Origin of the sequence: Bradyrhizobium sp. SZCCT0148, assembly GCF_018129985.1 — a bacterium.
In the GTDB taxonomy this organism is placed as follows: Bacteria; Pseudomonadota; Alphaproteobacteria; order Rhizobiales; family Xanthobacteraceae; genus Bradyrhizobium; species Bradyrhizobium japonicum_H.
Genome location: NZ_JAFCKT010000028.1, coordinates 1 through 19,628, shown reverse-complemented (window position 1 = coordinate 19,628; position 19,628 = coordinate 1). Strand labels below are relative to the sequence as shown.

The window sequence follows — 19,628 nt, the reverse complement described above, 5'->3', positions numbered from 1 at the left end:
AAACGCCTCAGGCAAACCGCCGCGCGAAGAACACGCAGGCGACCACGAGTCCGGTCGCGACGATCATGCTCCACGCGACCGGCTCGTGCAGCAGGAGGCCTGCGAGCGCCAGGCCGAAGAACGGCTGGAGCTGCTGCAGCTGGCCGACGCGGGCGATGCCGCCGAGCGCGAGCCCGCGGTACCAGAAGATGAAGCCGACGAACATGCTGAAGATCGAGACGTAAGCGAGCCCGATCCAGGCGGGCATGCTGACGCCGCTCCAGCTCGCAGGCCAGGTGAGGATCGCGAGCGGCACCATCAGCGGCAGCGCGAGCAGCAGCGCCCAGGAGATCACTTGCCAGCCGCCGAGCCGGCGCGACAGCGCGGCGCCTTCGGCATAGCCGAGGCCGCACAGCACGATCGCGGCGACCATCAGGAGATCGCCGGCGAGCGAGGCCTCACCGCCGTTCGACAGGGCGAAGCCCGCCACCGTGACGCTGCCGAGACCCGCGAACAGCCAGAACAGCGGCCGCGGCCGCTCACCGCCGCGCAGCACGGCGAAGATCGCGGTCGACAGCGGCAACAGGCCGATGAAGACGATCGACCGGGCCGAGGTGATGTGCTGCAGCGCCAGCGCCGTCAGCAGCGGAAAGCCGACCACGACGCCGATGGCGACGATGGCAAGCGAGGCAAGATCCCTGGCTTGCGGCCGCGCCTGCCTGAGCAGGCCGAGCACTGCCACCCCGATCAGCGCCGCGATGACCGCGCGGGCCGAGGTCAGGAACAGCGCCGAGAACCCGCCGACCGCAACCCGCGTCGCCGGCAGCGAGCCGCTGAAGATGATGACGCCGAGGAGGCCATTGCCCCAGCCGGCCGGGGAGGAGTGCATGGGGGACTCGCTTGGTGGGGGCGCTAGAGGGGAAGGCGGTTGCGTTCGGGTTACGGTCGCGGGCTTCTGCCATAGGATAGCAAAAAATGCGAAAACAACCCCATGCACAGTAGACGGGGCGTGGAAGATCAGAGGGTTACGGGGGTTGGCGTCGGGCGGCGGTGATGGAGGCTCTTTTTGAGTGCTCCAGTTCGGGAATCTGGGTCACCATTTGCTTCGTCGGGCAAAACAGGGGCATAAAGGCGATATGCAGCAGGGATCCCGCCGAACCTTTAGCGGCCTCAGCTGTTTTTCTCCCTCGCCCGCTTGAATATCTCGCGCGCTAAGTGCTCGTGGGCGACCGACCGGAACTCTTTGTCGGTCATCACGCGCGAAAAGATCTCTTCGTTGCCTTCCATACGGTCGATGAAAAGCTCGTCTAGCATCCGCTCAAGATAAGATGAGAAGTTTGCGAGATTGTTCGCTCTGGCCGCTTCGAGAATTTTTTCATCTCCTTCAGCCGTGGCGCTGATTTGGTCGAAGAATAGCTGATCCGCCTCGGTGAAACTTGTCCCGAAACGCTCGTTGAGTTTTCCGACCAGAGTTGAAAGGGCAACGCCTTCATCGGCAAGGCCCGCGGTGCCAACGTCCGTGGGGCCTTTCAGCGGGTCAGCCTGCCCGTAACCTAGATCAATCGAGCCGTCGGACATCTGCTGGAGCCGGAAGTAGCGAAGTGCGACCTCATCATCCAACGCGAAAGCTTTGCCGTCGCCTGGTGGTGGTAACTTCAAAAGCAAATTGCGAACGAATGAGTACAATTTTTCAAGTTCACTATCCTGATAAGGAATGATCTGCGAGAGGAACGCGTAAAGGTTCCGGTAAGCCGTGAGCTGTCCTCGGAACGTCTCTTGCTCTGCTCCTTCTTTTTTCTTGAAGTTCTGCACCACGGAATCGAGCACAGAATTCATGATCCTGTGTTGAGCAGCGGTGTGGTCGCGCGTGCGCTGATACCATACCGCCGCGAAGGCCTTCACATCCGCAGGCGTGAAGATCGCCCACTCCAGTAGCTTGTGCTGCAATTCTGACAGCCGATGCGGGTCAGCATTTTCGCCGATCGGCGTAGCCTCATAGTAGGGTTTAAATGCCTTATAAATATCGGCTTCCTCATTGGCAAAATCGAGAACAAGGGTCCGTGCCTTGCCAGGAGCAATGCGGTTGAGGCGCGAGAGCGTTTGTACCGCCTGCACGCCCGCAAGACGCTTGACAACATACATCGTCTGTAAAAGCGGCTGATCGAAGCCAGTTTGGTACTTCTCGGCAACCAAAAGCACGCGGTAGTCATCACGCTCGAAAGTCTCGGGCAACTCGCTTTCCGCAAGCCCGCCATTCATCGATACTTCAGTGTAGGACGAGCCCGGATCGTCCGGGTCCTCCACCGCACCGGAAAATGCCACCAGGGAGCGAATACCGGAATAGCCGTGATCCCTGATATAACGATCGAATGCTAGCTTGTACTTGACTGCAGCAAGACGCGAGCCGGCAACGACCATCGCCTTCGCCTTTCCGCCGAGTTCGTGCATGACGTAGAGCCGGAAATGCTCAACGATAACCGACACCACCTGCTCGATATTGACCGGATGGAGTTCCAGATACCGCGTCAAGGCCTTCGCAGCCTTTTTACGCGGCACTTCTGGATCGTCTTCGACCTGCTTGATGAGGCCGAAGAACCGCTTATATCCGTTCGACGTCCATGACTCACTCGACGCCCAAGATCACTTAACCCGGGAAATCGCGGGGGCTATCAAGCGGCAGCTGTCCAGCAGCACGACGAATGTGCCTGCCGAGCCGACACGCAGGCTTGTCACGATCATGTACTGCCGCGCCGCTGTGCCGCAAGAATGGTCTGCGCATATGGGCCTTAGGGACATCAGCGCGTCTTTGAATGTCTTTCATCGGGTTTGCGCAGGTGCCGTGGCACGGTTTGGAGGCCGCGTTGCAGCCTCGTCTGGCGAATGCCTGGAAATTCATTTCGGCTTCTCGGGTCTGCTCGAACGCTCTGCCGAGCTTGCGGTGCGAGCGGCCATCCTCATCCGAGACACGGTTTGTCAGGACGCGCTGCTGGGCGCCAATGGACTTTCGACAGCAATTGGCGTCTCTACCGGCCCTGCCGTCTTCAATGCACTCGGTCAGGCCGAAAGAAGCAGCGACAGCGCGGTGGGTCTGCCTGTCACATCTGCCCGACGTCTTTGCGATGGTGACGAAGCCGGCGCCGTGGTTATTTGTCGAGCGACCCGCGATCTGCTTGGGGGGCTCTTCCAGTATGATCTCACCGGGCCGGACTCGTACAAGGTGCTCGCGACCACAGACGTGATTTACCGACTGGAGGCCCTGAAAGGGGGCGTCTATCCTGGAATGATCGGCCGTGATCCTGAATTTAGACAGTTGATGGCACAATGGGAGCTGGCCCGCACGGAAGAAGGCCGCTCGGTTTTCATTTCAGGAGATGCGGGCATCGGCAAATCGCGATTGCTGGCTGCCCTCCGCGACGATATCAAGTCGACGAACGTCAATGTACTCCATTTTGCCTGCGCACCCCACTTGGTCGATGTCGCCCTCGCTCCGATCCGGGAGCAGATTGAGCGTCTGGCCGGCACCCAGTCAAAGGACACACCGGAGCAGGTTGAGGTTAAGCTTCAGCGGGTGTTTGTAGGCTGCGCGAAGGATGAGATCGGGCTGCTCGCCGCGGAATTGATGCATGCGCCGCAGAGCGGGCAAGTCTCTGCGTCGCTGATGCCGCAGCAGCGCAAGGAGAAGCTCTTTGACCTTCTTCTCGCATATATCGTCAAGCTCGCCGAAGTATCTCCGCTGCTTGTTGAATTTGAGGACCTTCACTGGAGCGATCCGGCCACACTGGAATTTGTCGCCCTGCTGCACGATCGCCTTTCCATTGCACGTATGTTGATCGTTCTCACGGCGCGTCCGGAATTCCGGCCGACTTGGCCCGATACAGAGCGAGCCACTGAGCTGCGGCTGACAAGGCTTGACCGGAAACATTCCACGAAGCTCGCCCGCGATATCGCCGGCGACCGACCGTCGCCTGCAGAAATCGAGCGGATCGTTGATCGCGCGGAGGGCGTTCCTCTGTTTATTGAGGAACTTGCTAGATACATGGTTGCCGAGAAGGATGGGGGCGGACACGATGGTGGCGACATGCCACTGACCCTCGAAGCGTCTCTGCTTGCGCGTCTGGACAGGCTGCCCGCGTCCAGGCCGATCGCGGAAGTGGCTGCGGTGATCGGGCGCCAATTCTCCCACGAAATTCTTGCGATTGCGTGCTCACAGCCGACTGACTTTGTCATTCAAAGGCTGGATGAGCTGACCAATGCAGGTATCGTGTTTCGCACCGGCATCCCACCGGACGCCACCTATAGGTTTAGACATGCCCTGCTGCGCGATGCGATCTACAACGGCTCCGACAGCGGCACTCGGCGTGCACTTCACCGCCGTATCGTACTGTCAGTGGAGCGCAAGCTCCCTAAGATCGTCGATAGCCAGCCCGGTCTGTTGGCGTTTCACGCGTTTCGTGGTGAGTTGTTCGAAAAGGCAGCCGATTACGCCTTTAGAGCGGGCCGTTATGCCGTCGGTATCGCGGCGATGCGGGAAGCCGTCGGGCAGCTGCGCATTGCGGTAGCCGCGCTAAGCCGTCTGCCCGAAAGTGCCTCGCGCGACGAAACGGAAAGTGAAGTGCTGCTTCTTCTCCTCACCGCCCTCGTATCCGCCGAAGGTTATACAAGCCCCGAAACACAAGCGACGTATGCGCAGGCGGAGACCTTGTGCCAAAAAGCCGGCTCCGTCGCCAAGCTGGCGGCCGTCGAGCACGGGATTTTTCGCCAGCATATGGTCGAGGCGGATTTCTCGAATGCGCTTGAGATTGCTGACGACGCATCGCGTGCCGGGCGACCTGGCTGGGAGCTTGGTCGAGGTGTGGTCACAATGCATCTGGGCGACCTGGATACGGCGTTGAAATTTCTGCAGGACGCGAGCGCAAGGCTCGATGCTGCCGGAAATTGGGAAAACCTGGAGATTATCCAAGTCATTGGAGCGCCCGCATATCTTGCGATGTGCCACGCGCTGCGGGGCGAGACAGAGACCGCTCGGCTTCACCTGAATAACGCTTTGATGTTGTCCGAACGGTCTGATCACCCAACTAGCCGCGCTTTCGCGCTCAGCACCACAGCGCGCGTGACTTGGTTGCTGGGCGATGTCGACAGAAATCGTGAGATTTGTGATGAGCTGGCAACGCTATGCCGCAAACACGGCTTTAGGTACTGGCTGGCAAATGCCGAGTGTTACCTTGGCTGGCACGAATCCCGGGATGGTCGGGGTATGAAAGCCGCGGAGCGAGTTTACCGTGCGCTGGACGAGTACCGTGCAACCAAGGCACGCTGGCTCTACCCCTTTTTCTTAAGTATAGCCGCAGAGGTTGATCACGCGCACGGACGATTCCGCGATGGACTCGGACGAATAGACGCCGCACTACAGCAGTCGGCAGATACCGCAGAGTGTTGGTACGATGCCCGTCTCCTGCGTTTGAAGGCCACACTCCTTTCCGAATCGAAAGAGGCTGCTGGTGCCGAGCAATGCAGGGTCCAGGCGCGCCAACTCATTGAACGCCAAGGGTCCCGTCTTTTTGCATTTTGAGCTTTCTGCAGCCAGCGTAGCCGGTTACGGCGCAGGCCCGACTCAGGAAACAGCCTCATCGGCACCAAAACGGCGACCACTGCTAAGTCACGAGTGCTCCCGATGACGCCGCCCCTCGCCTCATTTTTCGTTGTGGGTGGGAGCAAGCTGGCATTTCCCCAGCCGTCGCTTGTGGCCACGGCTTCAACCAGTCGACGTCTGCTTTGGGGCCACAAACGAACGGGCCGCTCAGGGTCATCCTCAGCAACTTAATCAATGCAGCACTTGTTCAATCGCCTGCCGCAGGTCTTCGATACGGAATGGTTTTCGCAACAGGACGGCTTGTTGTCCGACGGCGGTTTCAATCGCGTTAGTGTCGGAAAATCCACTAGCAAACACGATCTCTGTTCCAGGCCGCTGCGCCCGGATCTCTCGCGCGACCTGGGCGCCATTGATATCCGGCATCGCGAAATCGACGATCGCCACGTCAGGGCGGAAATCGTTGAGTACCCTCAGCGCTTCCCGACCGTTTTCGGCTTCGTGTGCTGCATAGCCGAGCGCCTGAAGCGTCTCAATCAGAAATCGCCTTACGCTGATGTCGTCGTCCACCACCAAGACGCGTGCCGGCGTAATCTCATCGACCGTATAAGTCTTCGCGGCCAAGTTTTCGAACTGCTCGGAAGTAGCCCTTAAAAAAATGCTCACTTTGGTGCCGCGACCCACTTCGCTGTCAATCCGGACAGTCCCGCCTGCTTGGCGGGCCATGCCGTACACCTGGCTCAAACCCAGCCCTGTTCCCTGTCCAACGCCTTTGGTTGTGAAGAAAGGGTCAAAAGCACGCTCGATGACCTCGGGTGTCATCCCTGTCCCCGTGTCTTCCACGCTCAGTTCAATGTAGTCACCCGCAGAAAGGTCCGCGGCGTGCTTTATGATTCGCCTCCCCGTCGATATCATTAGGTGCCCACCCGCCGGCATTGCGTCGCGAGCGTTGATAGTGAGATTGAGCACTGCCATTTCAATTTGAGTGGCATCTCCCAAGGCCGCGCTCAATTCGGAGCTGAGAACGGTGTTAACGCGAATGTCGGGCCCGATGGTGCGACCTAGAAGGTCTTTCATCCGCTCGACAAGGTTGTTTATTTCGACAGGCTTCAGTTCGAGTTTCTGTGCGCGGGAAAACGCGAGGAGCTGAGCCGTTAGCTTGGCGCCGCGATCAGCGGCCTCGAGTGAAGACTCTGCCCATTGTCGCACCCGGTCCGGATCAGTGGGCTTGCGTCGGATCAGGTCGAGTCCACCCGCGACAGCCTGCAACACGTTGTTGAAATCATGCGCAATACCACCTGTAAGCTGGCCGACGGCTTCCATCTTTTGCGCCTGTCTCAGGGCCTGTTGAGCTTCCTCCAGACGTATTGACGCAGCTTTCTCTGCTGTGATGTCGCGACCGACAGCGTGGATGAAGCGCTCGTCAGGGACTGCCGTCCATGAAATCCAACGATAGCCGCCGTCCTTCTGGCAATAGCGGTTTTCGAAGCGCATGGTCGTGATGCCCTGCTCTAGTTTGCGGGTTTCCGCGAGCGTCGCCTCTCTATCATCGGGGTGAACTAGATCCAGAAAATTACGAGAAAGAAGTTCGATCTCGTCCCAGCCGAACAGCGCGGTCCACGCGGGGTTTACCGAAACGATACGCGCATCAAAGTCTGCAACAAGCATCACGTCGGTAGATAATCGCCACATGCGATCCCGATCCTCCGTCCGGGCGGCGACTTGTGCTTCGAGATGCTCATTGAGGCCGCGTAGGGCACGCTCCGCCCGCTTCTGTTCGCTCACTTCAATCACGACGGTGAAAACGCCGACGATCGTCCCATCCGCCTCACGTAGCGGGCTGTGATAGTGAGTAAACCAAGTCTCCTCAGGATAACCATTTCGGTGTAGAACCATATACTGGTCGTCACGGCGGACCGAACGCCCGTTCAAGAGGACCTCGTCGAAAATCGGCGTCATGATGTCACGCCAGATTTCAGGCCACACTTCGGCTCCGAGCCTACCCAATCCCCACGGATGCTTTTCAGCGCCCATAACCGGCCGGTAGGCATCATTGTATAACTGAATCAATCGATCGGAGCGGCTACCGATCCACACGATAATTGGGGTGGACGAACCTAAACACAGCGCGACGGTAGACTTAATCGCTTCTGGCCAGACTTCCGGCGGCCCCGCAGGCGACTGGCTCCAATCTTTGCCCCGCATGAGGGCACCCAGCTCGCCGCCGCCTGCCAAAAACGGCGCCGTGTTAAGCATGTGTGTCAATCCCCCTCCAGAACCATCGGACAAAACGCCGATCGTGCGGACAAGTTCCGCTTTTAGATCTTCTCAGGGATACATGATCCGACCCAACCTGAAAGGTAGGTGCCTGTCCCCAGTGCCCCCGCAGCGGCTTCTCCCGTCCGCTGAACACCCGCTTTGGCTCACTATCGGCCTTAGACCGAAGTTAGGGCCAAGTCCGCGTGATGCATGAAGCCGATAATTAGCAAGATTGTACAACAAAGTCGCGGCTCTACACTTGAGCGACACGCCGGTGTCCTCGCGATCAACAGTCTGTGCTCTATATGATGACGGCGCTGATCGGGCGCCTCCTCGCCTGGTGCACCTCAATAGCGGCTTGCATCGCGGCGACGAAGGCTCCCGCGCCGACCTTGACTGGAGGAAGCGCAACTTGGAATCCCCGAAGGCCCATGCCAAGAGCGCTTCAAGAATGTGGCGTTGGCTTTCGCACAGGCGCGCCGCTGGCCAAATGTCATGAGAAATGCCGTCGATCCCGGCTGGGGCGAAGATGAGCGAGCCCCGCGCGCCGGTCGACATCGAGACCGGACAGCGAATCCAGGCCTGGCTTGCCGCAAGCTATGACTCCACGGCCAGGGTCAGCGGTCGCTACTGGCATCGCCTGCAGCAGGAGCAGCCGGCGCGCAAAGCCGCCGACCGTTATTCCACGACCTCTTCGCCGCGAAGCTCGGCGAGCTGACCGGCGTCACGCTTCCTGAGCATTAGAGATATGAGCTGGCTTCACCTGCGTCCAAGCGGAGGTGCTGTCGCCACTAATCGTTATGCACTGCTGGTACGATAACTTCCGCGGGCAGCGACTTCGACCCTCATCAACTGGCTGAGGCGGCGATGAAGGAGGCCGTCAACACCAGTGTTTTCGAACGACAGCGCCGTGTCCGGGTGGCGCAGGCTTAGCTCGAATTCGCTCGGCCGCGTTATGGTCCGCACTCCGGGGCCGGCCGGCTCGGCGCGCACTCATAACTGCGCAGAAGTCCGAGCTTGGAGGCTAAGCGGAATTGTCCCGCTCGATCAGAGCATTGCCGTATAACTTACACGTCTTCAGGTCTCCGCGGGGCCTCGCAAACTTGGCCACCCAAATCCATCAGAGGCCGCAAACTGACCCGACCTACTCCCACATTTGCTTTCGACAATTGTCGCACCGAAATATCCTGACCAATCTATCGTTCTGAACGTCAAGAATGGGCGAAAGGGGCCGCACTGGCGCGGCGCATGAAGGGCAGCGCGCCCCGTTGTTCGGAAACTCTGGCTGGGGCATCTGTTGATTGTCCTCGGCCATTTTTTCCGATCGTGTCAGTCGTTCACGACGCCATTCGAAGAATACTTCGAGGAGAGCTTCGATATTCAAGGCGCACCCACTTCGGCAACCACGCTAGTCGGCGATCGCGAGCAGCACCTCGTTGCGGCGCAGGATCGGCAGCGTCCAGGGCGGATTGTAGAAAGCGAGCAGCGGCTCGCCAGTGACCGTGATGCCCTTCGACGCAGCGTAATCGCGCAGCTCGCTGGTCTTCGCCCCGATCAAATCCGCAGTTGCGGTGCCCCGGAAAGTGATGACGATTAACCGGCGCGCGGGAACCGGCGCCAGCCGAACTCCGCTATCGCCGGGCGCAGGCAATGTCGCAAGGGAGTATTGCGCCGGCATGACGAAGCTGACCATCCATCGCTGCGCGCCGACAGCCTGCTGCGCGACCGGCGCCGTCATCGCGATCTTGGCGCCCGATGAGTTGCGGCCGAATATGTAGGCGGCAATTCGCCGGAACCCCTCCTCGATCGCCGGCCTGCGCTCACCCGTGGTTTCAACCTCGGCGATGACCATGGGGGCATAGGTCCGGACCTCGATCGGGCCAGACGCGTCGACGACCTCGTATTTCGGCTGTTCGACACGGCTCATCAGGGGACCGGCGGCGATGGCCGCGACAGAGCCGAGCACCACGACGCCTAGCGCGATCCAGAGCATGCTTGGGCTGCGACCAAACGGAACGGACGATCGAACGAGCAAAGACGGCACATTCTGCGGCTCGAAGCTCACGGGTTGCATATCTGGCACCAGGTTGGATCTGCATACAAGGCCGCCGCGCGCTCGCGGCGCAGCACTTTGGTAACGCAGGCCGAGCAGCCGTGGATCTCCGCGCGGATCTGCCGGGTCGGGGCGCCGCACTCCCCGCAGGGCAGACCGCGCGCGACGTCGACGAGGCCGAAGCCGGGTGTGCCGCAGGACGGGCAGCAGCGCGCTGTGCGAACGGCGAGCGCCCGGGCGAGGCGCCCGATCGAATTCATGCGGGTCGGATTGAGATGGGCGCGCATATCGGTCTCGATCGCCGCCCTGCCGACACGCGCGAAGACGCATCGCAGGGCCGCATCGACCTGCTCGCGGTCACGCAGCCCCTTGGCCGGCATCTGGCCGTCACGCGGCTCGGCCCGGACCACTACGGCGTGATCGGGGAAGCCGACCCGCGCGAGGAACGCGTCGATCGGGTCGTCCGGTGCGATCGTGACATGATCGTAATTGGTCCGGGTGCGCCGGAAGACGACGATCTCGTGCCCGGTGGCGGAATCGCGCAACAGTAACAGCTCCCGCCCGGACGCGACGAACGGCAGGTCGGGATCGGGGCCGAATGCGCCCTCGCTGCCGATCCCGACCGGCGCGCCGGTCCGAGAGATCGCAAGCAGGGCCTTGGCCCGCGCGGCATCTAGCATGGTGCCGCTACGCGCGATCTCGCCGGTGAACGTCCCCAGTGCATCGGTATCGACGCCGGGCGCCGTCGAGATGGTCATCCCGAACCAGCGGCACAGCACCGGCGCGATCGCGCGCTCCTTGCCGTGCATGGTCGCGATCGCCGCCCAGCGGCCGCGGTATGGATGCCCGAACATCTTCGCACGCAACCCATCTCTCATGTGGCCGCCCAGACCCCGGGACCAACGCAGCGGCGGATCGTCGATCCTGCATCGTCGAGCGAATACAGAAGCACCCAGCCATTGCTGACGAGGTCGCGGACAGCGGCGTGACGACGCATGACCTCGTCCATGGCGCATTCCGGCGCGGCAATGAAGACGTTGAGACGAAGAGGCTCGTGGACGAAGCGCGTGCCATCGTGCACCGACTGCCATGGCAGCCCGACCCTGAGATCGCCCGCATTGCCTTCGAGCACGCCGAGCTGGCCCACGATGTTGTGCAGAACCTTGTTGCCGCTGCCGAACGCGGCGTTGTTCACGGTCGAGGCGTAATATTGCAGATTGATCCAGCTGGCGACCACCATCGGCGCCGTCATGATCAGCTCGAGCACGCGATAGCCTTGATCTTGCTCGTGCGCGTAGGAATGCAGGAAGGTCCGGCCCGACATGTCGAGCCCGCGGGTGAAGCTGCGCGGTGCGGCGATGAACGCCGCGTTGCCGGCGAGGCCCCATTCGGGACGCACCTGCGACCAGTCCTGGCTGCGGGCGGTGACGGCGGCATCGACGCGGGCGACGTCCTTGATACCGAGCAAAGCGCTGCGCTCAAGCCTTGCCAGATGCGCGGCCTGGGTCAGCCGCGCCTTCAGTCTCGCGAGGTCGTCCGCGAGCGTTTCGGGAACCTCTGCCTCGCCGAACAGCTTCAGGTCGTCCGTGGTCGTGTCGTGCAGGCCCGCGATGAAGTGGCAATCGGACGGAATCTCGATACCGCGGCTGCGCAGCCCCGCGCGCACCCGCTCGTCGTTGAGGATGGCGACCGCGACGCGCGCGTTGGCCTCGCCGGTGTGGCCGCCGCAGGCGCCGCAGTCGAGACCGGTGGCGTGAGGATTGTTGACCGTGCTGCTGCCGTGGCCGGCGAGGAGCACGAGCCGGGCGAACGGACCGGTCAGCGACATCGCTTTCAGCACCGCTTCGGCCATGTCGATGGCTTGCGTCTCCGTGAAGCCCGTGGAACGGCCATCCAGAACACGCGGTGCGAGCCGCGGGCCCACCCTGGCGGCGATGTCTGGGTCGAGGCCATCGACGACGGGCGACGGGACAGGTCGGGTGACGCCGGCACTGTCGGTCGCGATCTTGACGGCAAAGCCCAGGCCTGCGGTCTCGACGAACGAGAAGGACGAGACCGCCGACACCTTGAATGACTTCCAGGCTTTGGCAACGCGGCGTCTCAGCAGCCGCAGGCCCAGCACCTCCGCCTCCTCGACCTCGCTTGCCCCCTTGACGGCCTCGCAGACGATGAAGGCAGGCTTAAGCAGGACCGGACATTGCGCGCCGCCCCGCGCATGCCCGATCGGGACATACTCGATCGGGAACCCGAAGAAACCCGCAAAGCCGATGGTCTCCGTCTCGGCATAGACCGTCTCGAGCGCCCGCCGGAAAATCTCCGAGCGCACGTCGATGCAGAACGCCGCCTGCACTGCGAGCCGCGCCTTCGGACCGCCGACTGCCGTGCGCTCGCCACGGCCGCCCAGTTGGGCGACCAGCTTGCGGCGGAAGACGATCTCGTAGGCTTCCTGCAGGATGATGTCGACGGCCAGGTCTGGCGTCTCATCGAGCCGATGATCGGCGGGCAGCCTGGCCGCCTCTTCCATCGCGAGCGCCCAAGCCGTCTTGAACGCGGTATCGGTCCGTGCCTCGAACAGCGCGAAGCCCCATGCCAGCCGTATCGCCAGCAATTCCAGCAGCGTGTCGTCGCGCCCACCGTCGAGCTCTGCGCTCCATCCGACATAACGCGCGTAAGCGGACCAGTTGAGATCGAACAGCGCCCGGACCAGATAGTCTTCGATCGCGCGTTCGGGAATACCGAGCCGCTCGACAATGACCCCGATCGCACGCACCGGATCGGACGGCAGCGCCGCGACGGACTTCCGGAAGCCGGCAATGCCCATGACCTCCGGATTTCGGTCATGCGCCGCGAGCGCGCGCCAGGCGGCGTACGGCTTGAGCTTCCTCGCCGGATTCGGCCAGTTCGCCTGCCCCTCGTCAAAATAACTCGCACAGAACGCCGATATCTCGTCGATCATGAACGCGACCAGCGAGACGTAACGATCGCCGGCGGCGAGCCGGTCCAGCACTTCGGCTACGGTCGCCACGACAGCCGGCGGCGCTACCGAACCGGCGGCGGACTGGAGCATCTGCTTCAGCCGGTCCAGATCGAGGCCCGTTTCAGGGTAGGTTTCCAGTGCCTCGCGCAGCGCCGCATCGTCGATGCGTCCCTCGTCGAACGCCTCCCGGTAGAAGGAACGCGGCATCAGGATCCGCGTCCGCACCACGCGCTCGAAGGTCGCGGCGGTGGCCGCAAAGCTCTGGCCGCTGAACCCGAGGAAGGGATTGACGGCCACAAAATGCTTGAGCGGCCAGAGCGGCGCGACGCGCCGGCATGCGGCCATGATGCGGGTCTCGAGCCGCACATCGTGGTCTGCAAAAACGGCATCTGTCCCTTGTATCGGCACGGCGAGGGCGGTCTGGGTCATGATGGTCCCGGATTCAAGGGGCGGACGTGACGCGGGTCGAGGCGCGTGGCCACAGTTTCAGAACGAGGCGGTTCGCGAGCGTGTTGAGATAGAGCCCATTGCGCAGGTGGACGTAGGCAGCGACCCAGAACGGCGCTTCGGCGCGGCGCATCATCTGGTTCTGGAACAGGGTCACTGCCGCGAAGCAGACCACGACCAGGCCCGCAATCAGCATCGGCGCGATGCCGTCCACCGGACGAGCGACAGGAACGCTGCCGGCGACGAGCCAGGTCGTAACGGCTTGCAGCGCGAAGTAGGCAAGAGCGACACCGACGGCGGTCGCGGCTCCGCGCATGACGACGAACGCATTCGGCCGCTGGTCGACCACATTGGCCATGAGATGCACGAGGCCCATCAGCAGGACAGATCCCAGCGCGATCTGCGCCGGATTGGTGCGCAGGCTCATGCCGAGACCCCAGCCGATCAGCAGCGTCAGGCCGACAACGCTCGCAAGCGCGATGATCAGCCGGGCCGCATGCGGCTGGCCTCCTGGGCGCGCGGTCCAGGAGGCCCGGGCGAGATCGATGATGCTGCCTGACGACAGGAAAGCGTGCGCCTTGTAGAGCGAATGGGCGACGATGTGCAGCAGCGCGGCCGAGAACGCGCCGAGTCCGCATTGCAGGAGCATGAAACCCATCTGCGCGACGGTCGAATAGGCGAGCTGCACCTTGACCGAGGTCTGCGTCAGCATGACCAGCGAACCGAACAAGGCGGTCACACCGCCGATCACGGCCAGCAGGTCGAGTACAGGGGTAGCGAGCAGCAGGATGTCGCTGAGGCGCAGCACCAGGAAACCGCCGGCGTTGATGATGCCGGCGTGCAGCAGCGCGGAGACCGGGGTCGGCGTCTCCATCACCTCGATCAGCCAGCCATGTAGCGGAATCTGCGCGGATTTGAGCACTGCCGTACCGACGATCAACAGTGCGGCCAGAGTGATCGCGGGCGACCCGGCGCCTGCGCCCGCACGAGCCTGGGCCGCCAGATCGGATATCTCGAGCGTGCCGTATTGGAGGTAAAGGAGCAAAGCTGCGAGTGCGAGGAAGCCGTCGCCGAGCCGGCTGGCGACGAATTTCTTGCGTGCTGCCCGGACGGCGGCAGGCCGCGTCCCGTAGAACAGCAGCAACTTGCCGAGCGACAGGCTGGTGGCGATCCAGGCCGCGAGCAGAACGATCAGATTGCCCGAGATCAGCAGCGTGAGAACTGAGGCGAGCGTCAGCAGCAGCCAGCGAGTGAACCGGACGTGACCGGGATCACCGTCGAGATAATTGCGACTGTAGTTGACGACCACGACGCCGATGAAGCTGACCAATACGCAGAGGATCGCGCTCAGCGCATCGACCTGAAGCGAGAGCCCGATCCCATGTGCGCCGAGCAACGGTGTTCGCCCAACCCCGACCAGCGCACAGGCGACGGCTGTAACTGCCAAAAGCCCGAACGCGACCGCGGCCGCGCCGATCGATCCGCGGACAAAGTCGCGCGCGCGGCTTTGCGGGCCCACGAGCCCGGCCAGGCAGAGCGTAAGGGGCGCAAGCGCAGCAAGAAGGGGGAAGAGCTTGGTCATGGCATCTCGGCAAGGTTGATCCGGCGGCCATGTGCTTAGCTTGCAGCATCGTTTCTACATAATTCAATTATTGAACACGATCGTTAGGTTATATAGAACGATCCCATGCCGCACCTGAACTACCATCACTTGCGCTATTTCTGGATCATTGCGACGGAAGGCAGCATGAGCCGCGCCGCCCGACGTCTCAACGTCTCGCCCTCGTCACTGTCCGTGCAGGTCAAGGCACTCGAGGAGCAACTCGGCCAGCAGCTATTCGAGCGTATCGGACGCACGCTGCAACTGACGGAGGCCGGACGGATCGCGCTCGATTATGCCGGCAGCGTCTTCCGGTCTGGGCACGAGCTGATCGAGACGCTATCAGGCCTGCGACCGGGACGACAATTGCTGCGGGTGGGTGCCGCAGCGACGCTGTCGCGCAACTTCCAGATCTCATTTCTGAAACCACTGATCGGCCGTAGAGACGTCGAGCTGATCATCCATGCTGGTCTGTTCGGCGATCTGCTGAAGCTGCTCGATGCACACAAGCTCGACCTCGTGCTCGCAAATCACCCGGCCGCCCCGGATACCGTCAGAAATTTCGAGAACACGTTAATCGACGAGCAACAGGTCAGCCTGGTGAGCCGCAAGCCGCGGAAACCGAAGAGTTTCCGTTTTCCGCAGGATCTCGCCCACACGCCCATCGTGCTGCCCGGCCGGGGCAGCGCGATGAGGTCCGCGTTCGATGCGCTTCTCGGCAGCAGCGGCATCGTCCCGATCGTCGCCGCCGAAGTCGACGACATGGCGATGTTGCGCCTTATGGCGCGCGAGAGTGACGGCGTGACGTTGGTTCCATCCATCGTCGTCATCGACGAACTCCGCTCTGGGGTGCTGGTCCAACGTGCCCGGCTGAACACGCTCAGAGAGCAGTTCTTCTGCGTCAGCCAACAGCGCCGCTATCCGAACCCGCTGGTTGCCGAGCTGATCAGGGCCTGCGGCCGCCGCGCGCCGCGTTGAAGCCACCCGACCGGCGCACAGAAAAGCGCCATAGCCGGACGGATTGTGGCGTCGTCGTTTTTGTAGCACCGCCGTAGGACACCACCCCCGGATGAGCGGATCGGGCTGGATCTGTGACGGACACAGCCCCCAATCGGCAGGGTCGTGAGCGCATCGGGCGTACATTTTCGGGACAGCCGCTTCTGTTCTCGACGGAGGTCTACGAAAAGGTGAATCTCGCGTCTCTTGCCGATCTTCGCACTCCTCCGTGGCGCCGCCGTCGTCTTTGTTGACACGTCAGAAACGCTTTTAGTAATTCGTTGAAAGGCCACGCTGCGTAGCTATTGCCAACTTGTTGTCAACAGAAGTTGTACGTTGCCGCATTTCTGAAGCCGAGCAGAACGGTGACATCGTTTAGGATGGCGCTGACTACTCCTTCAAGCTCGCGATTCCGCGAACAAGGCGCCGGGTCATGTGCCTCAACACAGCGTCACTCTCTCAGAGGCCTCCGCAAACTCGGAAGGAGAGTTTAACTGACGTTAAAGCAAGAAAAGGTCGGCGAGATCGATAGAGCTAAGCGTCCCGGCATGATGTTGGTTATTGCCTGTCAAGACGGGTTGGGCTCATCTGAGCGTGATGGAGCGCACATCCCTTAGGTTTTCAATCGGATAGAAACTATTCTCACTTGATCCTAAAGGAAAGATGTCCGTCATGAAGACCACTCACACCTCACTTTTCATCGCTGCTGGAATTCTCGCAGGCAGTCTGTTCGTCAGCTCTGCACAGGCCGGTGGCCTTGGCCTCGACTGGCTGTCGAACAAACCATACGTAGAGTGTCTCAAACAGGCACGAATGCTTGCTGACGTCAGCAGCATCATGAAGGGCCCTGTGTACCGCGAGGCGAGCTACGAGCGCGGCCGTCACCAGTGCAATCAACGGTACTACGGCCACGAATAGGCCGACGCTTGTTGTTCGGACCATCCGCGAACTGCCGAGCGCACTTGCGGGCCTGTCTAAGAGAGAAAAAAATGCGCAGCCTATTTGCGGGTGCAATTTTAATGTCGACCAGCTTGGGTATGCTGCTTTTGCTTGTTCTTGAGAAGTGGCTTAGAGGTGGCTCCTATGTCGGGTGGCTGTTGCTCACCCTGCTCCTTTTTCTCGCACTATTGTCGGTAAGCGTTACGATAATGACACGGATCAGATGAGACGAATGGATCAAAGATTCGCAAATGGGCAATGATATGATCGATAGTCAAGTTCAAGCCGAACTAGCCGCCCTGCGCACTTTGATCGAGCAGTCCGCAGCGACTGCTCTTGTAAGAGAGAATGAATGGCGCCGAATAGCTCGCATTTCGTCCGGCATGGGAATTCTAAGCAGCCTAGTCGGCTTGGGGTTCATTTTAGCGAATGTCGAGATTGCGAGAAGAAGCACGAATTTGGTGTTTCATGACCAGCTCGTAATGATGGGAATGACGTTCACCGTTCTTAGCATTCCGTTGATACTGTTAGGCGCGGCTTTGCGCAGCGGATCGAAGAAGGTCTAAGCGTATATACAACTTTTTAAAAACCACGGTGAGATCGGTCGTAGCGACAGCTCTCCGGCGGAGGCTAGGTTGACGTCGTTCAAGACAGCCGCTTTCTCATGCCCGTGGCCTTTAGCAAATGCGACGGCACCTGAACGACCTTTGTTAAGGTACGATCGCTCGTGACGCCAGGTTTCACCCTTCCCGCCGCCACGATGACTCTCCGAAACGTGTGGGCATGGCAGCCACGATGTTCATGAGATCGTCCTAGAACTTGAGCGTGGTCCTGAGGCCGAACACCGAAGCGTTCTTGAGGGACCCTTCCGACGAGCGGGCCGGCCGGCAATGTTGCCGCCGGGATGAACGATGTACTGGTAGTTCGGCTGCACCGTCCATTCGTCCTTGATCTGGTATAGGTAGACGGCCGTGAGCAATCCTTCGAAGCTTCGGATCGGCCAGTTTGGATTCACTAACCTCCGGTGGTCGGCGTCGAGGGTCTGCGCGCGTCTGGACACATGGGCATAGCCCGCGGCGATCCCGAACTTGTCGTCTGGGCGGTCGTCGCGAAGACCTATAAACTCGAGGCCGGCGTCGGCATAGAGATCGATCAGGTTGCGATCAGCGGGCGCGCCGGCGAAAAGACAACCTGCCTATAGGCTCGGTGGGGTTTCGACACGCGAGTTCCTGGTCTCGAAGATAGCCTTTACGAATTGCCCGATCTTACAAGGCATGTCTCTCGTCCAGGCAATTTCCAAAAGGCCGGTCAGAGCAACTGGCCTATCGCAATCACTAACATTTTTGAATCGCGGCACGCGAAATGTTGGCTATGATCCGCAGCGCGAGATTGGGGCGCGTACGCATGTGGCATCGAGGATCCTGGAGGCCGCTAATAGCGGCGAACTTTCTCCCGAAGACCTCAGACAGGGCGGTCGCAAGGCCCTTTTGCACGCGCCTACCATGTGGCGCTGATGGCGGGTAGGCGGACGTGAACTTCCAGGTCACTGTTTTGAAGATCTTGGCGGCATACCCGGACGGGTTTGCCGCAATGGAAGATCTCAAGCGTGACATGGCTATCCTCGCGACGAGTGGCCGCGACTGGGCGGACCGGACTAGGCGGCTCGCGGCTAATGCGCCCGGCCTGGACATCTGGTCACAAGGACTGGTCGAGCGCCTAAGCGGGGGATGGAAAATCACAATCAAAGGACGGGCAGTGCTCGACCTCATGGAGGCCCGCCCAGCGGCGTCGCAGGCTATCCAGGTGGCTGCGGTCGAAGTTTCTATTGCGGCGTCCGAGTTGCCCATCTCTCCGCTGCGGCAGCCCGCAGACCGTGCGAAGCGGCGGCGCGAGCGTCGGGAGCGTCGCCGTGAGGCCCGTGAACGAGCAAGGGCGAACGCCTCCTGAGGGAGGTTGAACGAAAAAGCCGCCAGCGGAGAGCTGGGGCGGCTCGATAGTCCCGGACCGTAGGTTGCCTCCCAAGCCCAAGCGTACCGCCGTTACCTTGTTTGCGGCAATGCAGCTCCGAACTAGCGAATGCGCTTCAATTCGGATATTGGGCCGCCGATCTATGCACGGCGCGTCTTACAGAGCCGGCAAAGGGCGTGATGAGGATGGAAGCCGACCCGGGGGCTATGGCCCGTAGCGACCGCGCCCAGACCACGCCGAGCACAACGATTTGAAGGCGAGGGCTCGTTTCTGTCGACGAGAGCGCGTGCCGTTAGGGCCGGCTTGCAGCCGATCGCGGAGAGCGCTGTCTAAGAACCGATTGCGGGACTGGGGCGTGTACTCATAAATCGAGCATCGTCCAGCACGGCGAGGCCCGCAGTATTGTCAAAAGCAGACATCGACGATGCCCAAGTAAAGCTGACCTGCCAGTCGCGCTCACTTTAGTCCGGTAGGCCCGCCGCGCGCAGCGCCTTGCCAAGCTTGATAGCCAGTTCGGGCGCGCAGGCGACGCCGGCGAACTGGCGGCTGATGCGGAACGTCGGCTGCAGTTCCAAGACGCATGCAGCCGCCGCTTTCGCCTCCTCGAAGCGCCCAACCGCAGCGAGAGATGCAGCGAGCTGCACCCACGTGATGCTGTGGGAGGGATTGGCCAGGTTGGAACGGTAGGCTGCATTTGCAGCCTCCTCATATCGATCGCGACAAAAATAGCCGAGCGCCTGCGCGTTGTAGGCCGCAAAGGCCCACGGATCGAACGGACTTAAGCGCATGCCGCGCTCGCTCCAGTCGATTGCGCGTCCAGCGT

The 19,628-nt window shown here is 61.3% G+C and carries 14 protein-coding genes and 1 pseudogene; 6 read left to right on the top strand and 9 right to left on the bottom strand.

All coding sequences use genetic code 11. From position 1 onward, the window contains the following. Positions 1-7: 7 nt before the first annotated feature. The gene (locus JQ580_RS33045) at positions 8-868 is read right to left on the bottom strand and encodes a DMT family transporter (RefSeq protein WP_212285451.1); all 861 of its coding nucleotides are present in this window, start codon (positions 866-868) and stop codon (positions 8-10) included. 281 nt (positions 869-1,149) lie between these two features. Then, the gene (locus JQ580_RS33040) at positions 1,150-2,535 is read right to left on the bottom strand and encodes a type I restriction endonuclease subunit R (protein ID WP_212285449.1); all 1,386 of its coding nucleotides are present in this window, start codon (positions 2,533-2,535) and stop codon (positions 1,150-1,152) included. A gap of 25 nt (positions 2,536-2,560) precedes the next feature. Here JQ580_RS33040 and JQ580_RS33035 point away from each other — a divergent pair, with 25 nt between their 5' ends. Next, the gene (locus JQ580_RS33035) at positions 2,561-5,548 is read left to right on the top strand and encodes an AAA family ATPase (protein WP_212285447.1); all 2,988 of its coding nucleotides are present in this window, start codon (positions 2,561-2,563) and stop codon (positions 5,546-5,548) included. Positions 5,549-5,800: 252 nt separating this feature from the next. Here JQ580_RS33035 and JQ580_RS33030 read toward each other — a convergent pair whose 3' ends face one another. Then, positions 5,801-7,822, bottom strand: a complete 2,022-nt coding sequence (locus JQ580_RS33030) for a hybrid sensor histidine kinase/response regulator (RefSeq protein ID WP_212285445.1) — start codon at positions 7,820-7,822, stop codon at positions 5,801-5,803. Positions 7,823-8,354: 532 nt separating this feature from the next. Here JQ580_RS33030 and JQ580_RS33025 point away from each other — a divergent pair. Further along, on the top strand, positions 8,355-8,543 hold the full coding sequence (locus tag JQ580_RS33025) for a hypothetical protein (protein WP_212285443.1): 189 nt from the start codon (positions 8,355-8,357) through the stop codon (positions 8,541-8,543). 690 nt (positions 8,544-9,233) lie between these two features. Here the strand turns inward: JQ580_RS33025 and JQ580_RS33020 are convergent. The 4 genes from JQ580_RS33020 to JQ580_RS33005 all read right to left on the bottom strand — a co-directional run bounded on the left by JQ580_RS33020 (position 9,234) and on the right by JQ580_RS33005 (position 14,884). Further along, complete coding sequence (locus tag JQ580_RS33020) at positions 9,234-9,818, bottom strand: SOUL family heme-binding protein (RefSeq protein WP_212285441.1); 585 nt, start codon at positions 9,816-9,818, stop codon at positions 9,234-9,236. Positions 9,819-9,886: 68 nt separating this feature from the next. Continuing rightward, entirely contained in the window at positions 9,887-10,744 is an 858-nt protein-coding gene (locus JQ580_RS33015; RefSeq protein WP_212285440.1) for a DUF6671 family protein, read from the bottom strand. Positions 10,745-10,752: 8 nt separating this feature from the next. Beyond that, on the bottom strand, positions 10,753-13,284 hold the full coding sequence (locus JQ580_RS33010) for a YbcC family protein (RefSeq protein ID WP_212285438.1): 2,532 nt from the start codon (positions 13,282-13,284) through the stop codon (positions 10,753-10,755). Positions 13,285-13,297: 13 nt separating this feature from the next. After that, positions 13,298-14,884: an NADH-quinone oxidoreductase subunit L gene (locus JQ580_RS33005; RefSeq protein WP_212285436.1), complete on the bottom strand. Its 1,587-nt coding sequence runs from the start codon at positions 14,882-14,884 to the stop codon at positions 13,298-13,300. A gap of 105 nt (positions 14,885-14,989) precedes the next feature. Here JQ580_RS33005 and JQ580_RS33000 point away from each other — a divergent pair, with 105 nt between their 5' ends. The 3 genes from JQ580_RS33000 to JQ580_RS32990 all read left to right on the top strand — a co-directional run bounded on the left by JQ580_RS33000 (position 14,990) and on the right by JQ580_RS32990 (position 17,403). Further along, entirely contained in the window at positions 14,990-15,880 is an 891-nt protein-coding gene (locus JQ580_RS33000; RefSeq protein WP_212285434.1) for a LysR family transcriptional regulator, read from the top strand. A gap of 690 nt (positions 15,881-16,570) precedes the next feature. Further along, positions 16,571-16,816, top strand: a complete 246-nt coding sequence (locus JQ580_RS32995; RefSeq protein WP_249134619.1) for a hypothetical protein — start codon at positions 16,571-16,573, stop codon at positions 16,814-16,816. A gap of 272 nt (positions 16,817-17,088) precedes the next feature. Next, positions 17,089-17,403 carry a hypothetical protein gene (locus JQ580_RS32990; RefSeq protein WP_212285430.1) on the top strand — a complete coding sequence of 105 codons (315 nt, stop codon included), beginning with the start codon at positions 17,089-17,091 and terminating at the stop codon, positions 17,401-17,403. Positions 17,404-17,636: 233 nt separating this feature from the next. Here the strand turns inward: JQ580_RS32990 and JQ580_RS32985 are convergent, their stop codons facing one another. Further along, on the bottom strand, positions 17,637-17,957 hold the full coding sequence (locus JQ580_RS32985; protein ID WP_311982632.1) for a carbohydrate porin: 321 nt from the start codon (positions 17,955-17,957) through the stop codon (positions 17,637-17,639). A 410-nt stretch (positions 17,958-18,367) separates the two neighbouring features. On the opposite strand from JQ580_RS32985, the gene JQ580_RS32980 reads away from it, so the two are divergent. Then, positions 18,368-18,784 carry a hypothetical protein gene (locus JQ580_RS32980; RefSeq protein ID WP_212285428.1) on the top strand — a complete coding sequence of 139 codons (417 nt, stop codon included), beginning with the start codon at positions 18,368-18,370 and terminating at the stop codon, positions 18,782-18,784. A gap of 482 nt (positions 18,785-19,266) precedes the next feature. Here JQ580_RS32980 and JQ580_RS32975 read toward each other — a convergent pair. Beyond that, positions 19,267-19,628 (bottom strand): annotated as a pseudogene (locus JQ580_RS32975) (transcriptional regulator); the annotation flags it as partial.

What these genes read in the sequence shown, in the direction of transcription:
- JQ580_RS33045 (WP_212285451.1), bottom strand. Translation starts at nt 868, where the DNA reads ATGCACTCCTCCCCGGCCGGCTGGGGCAATGGCCTCCTCGGCGTCATC.
- JQ580_RS33035 (WP_212285447.1), top strand. Translation starts at nt 2,561, where the DNA reads ATGAGGCCGAAGAACCGCTTATATCCGTTCGACGTCCATGACTCACTC.
- JQ580_RS33030 (WP_212285445.1), bottom strand. Translation starts at nt 7,822, where the DNA reads ATGCTTAACACGGCGCCGTTTTTGGCAGGCGGCGGCGAGCTGGGTGCC.
- JQ580_RS33025 (WP_212285443.1), top strand. Translation starts at nt 8,355, where the DNA reads ATGAGCGAGCCCCGCGCGCCGGTCGACATCGAGACCGGACAGCGAATC.
- JQ580_RS33020 (WP_212285441.1), bottom strand. Translation starts at nt 9,818, where the DNA reads ATGCTCTGGATCGCGCTAGGCGTCGTGGTGCTCGGCTCTGTCGCGGCC.
- JQ580_RS33010 (WP_212285438.1), bottom strand. Translation starts at nt 13,284, where the DNA reads ATGACCCAGACCGCCCTCGCCGTGCCGATACAAGGGACAGATGCCGTT.
- JQ580_RS33005 (WP_212285436.1), bottom strand. Translation starts at nt 14,884, where the DNA reads ATGACCAAGCTCTTCCCCCTTCTTGCTGCGCTTGCGCCCCTTACGCTC.
- JQ580_RS33000 (WP_212285434.1), top strand. Translation starts at nt 14,990, where the DNA reads ATGCCGCACCTGAACTACCATCACTTGCGCTATTTCTGGATCATTGCG.
- JQ580_RS32995 (WP_249134619.1), top strand. Translation starts at nt 16,571, where the DNA reads ATGAAGACCACTCACACCTCACTTTTCATCGCTGCTGGAATTCTCGCA.
- JQ580_RS32990 (WP_212285430.1), top strand. Translation starts at nt 17,089, where the DNA reads ATGGGCAATGATATGATCGATAGTCAAGTTCAAGCCGAACTAGCCGCC.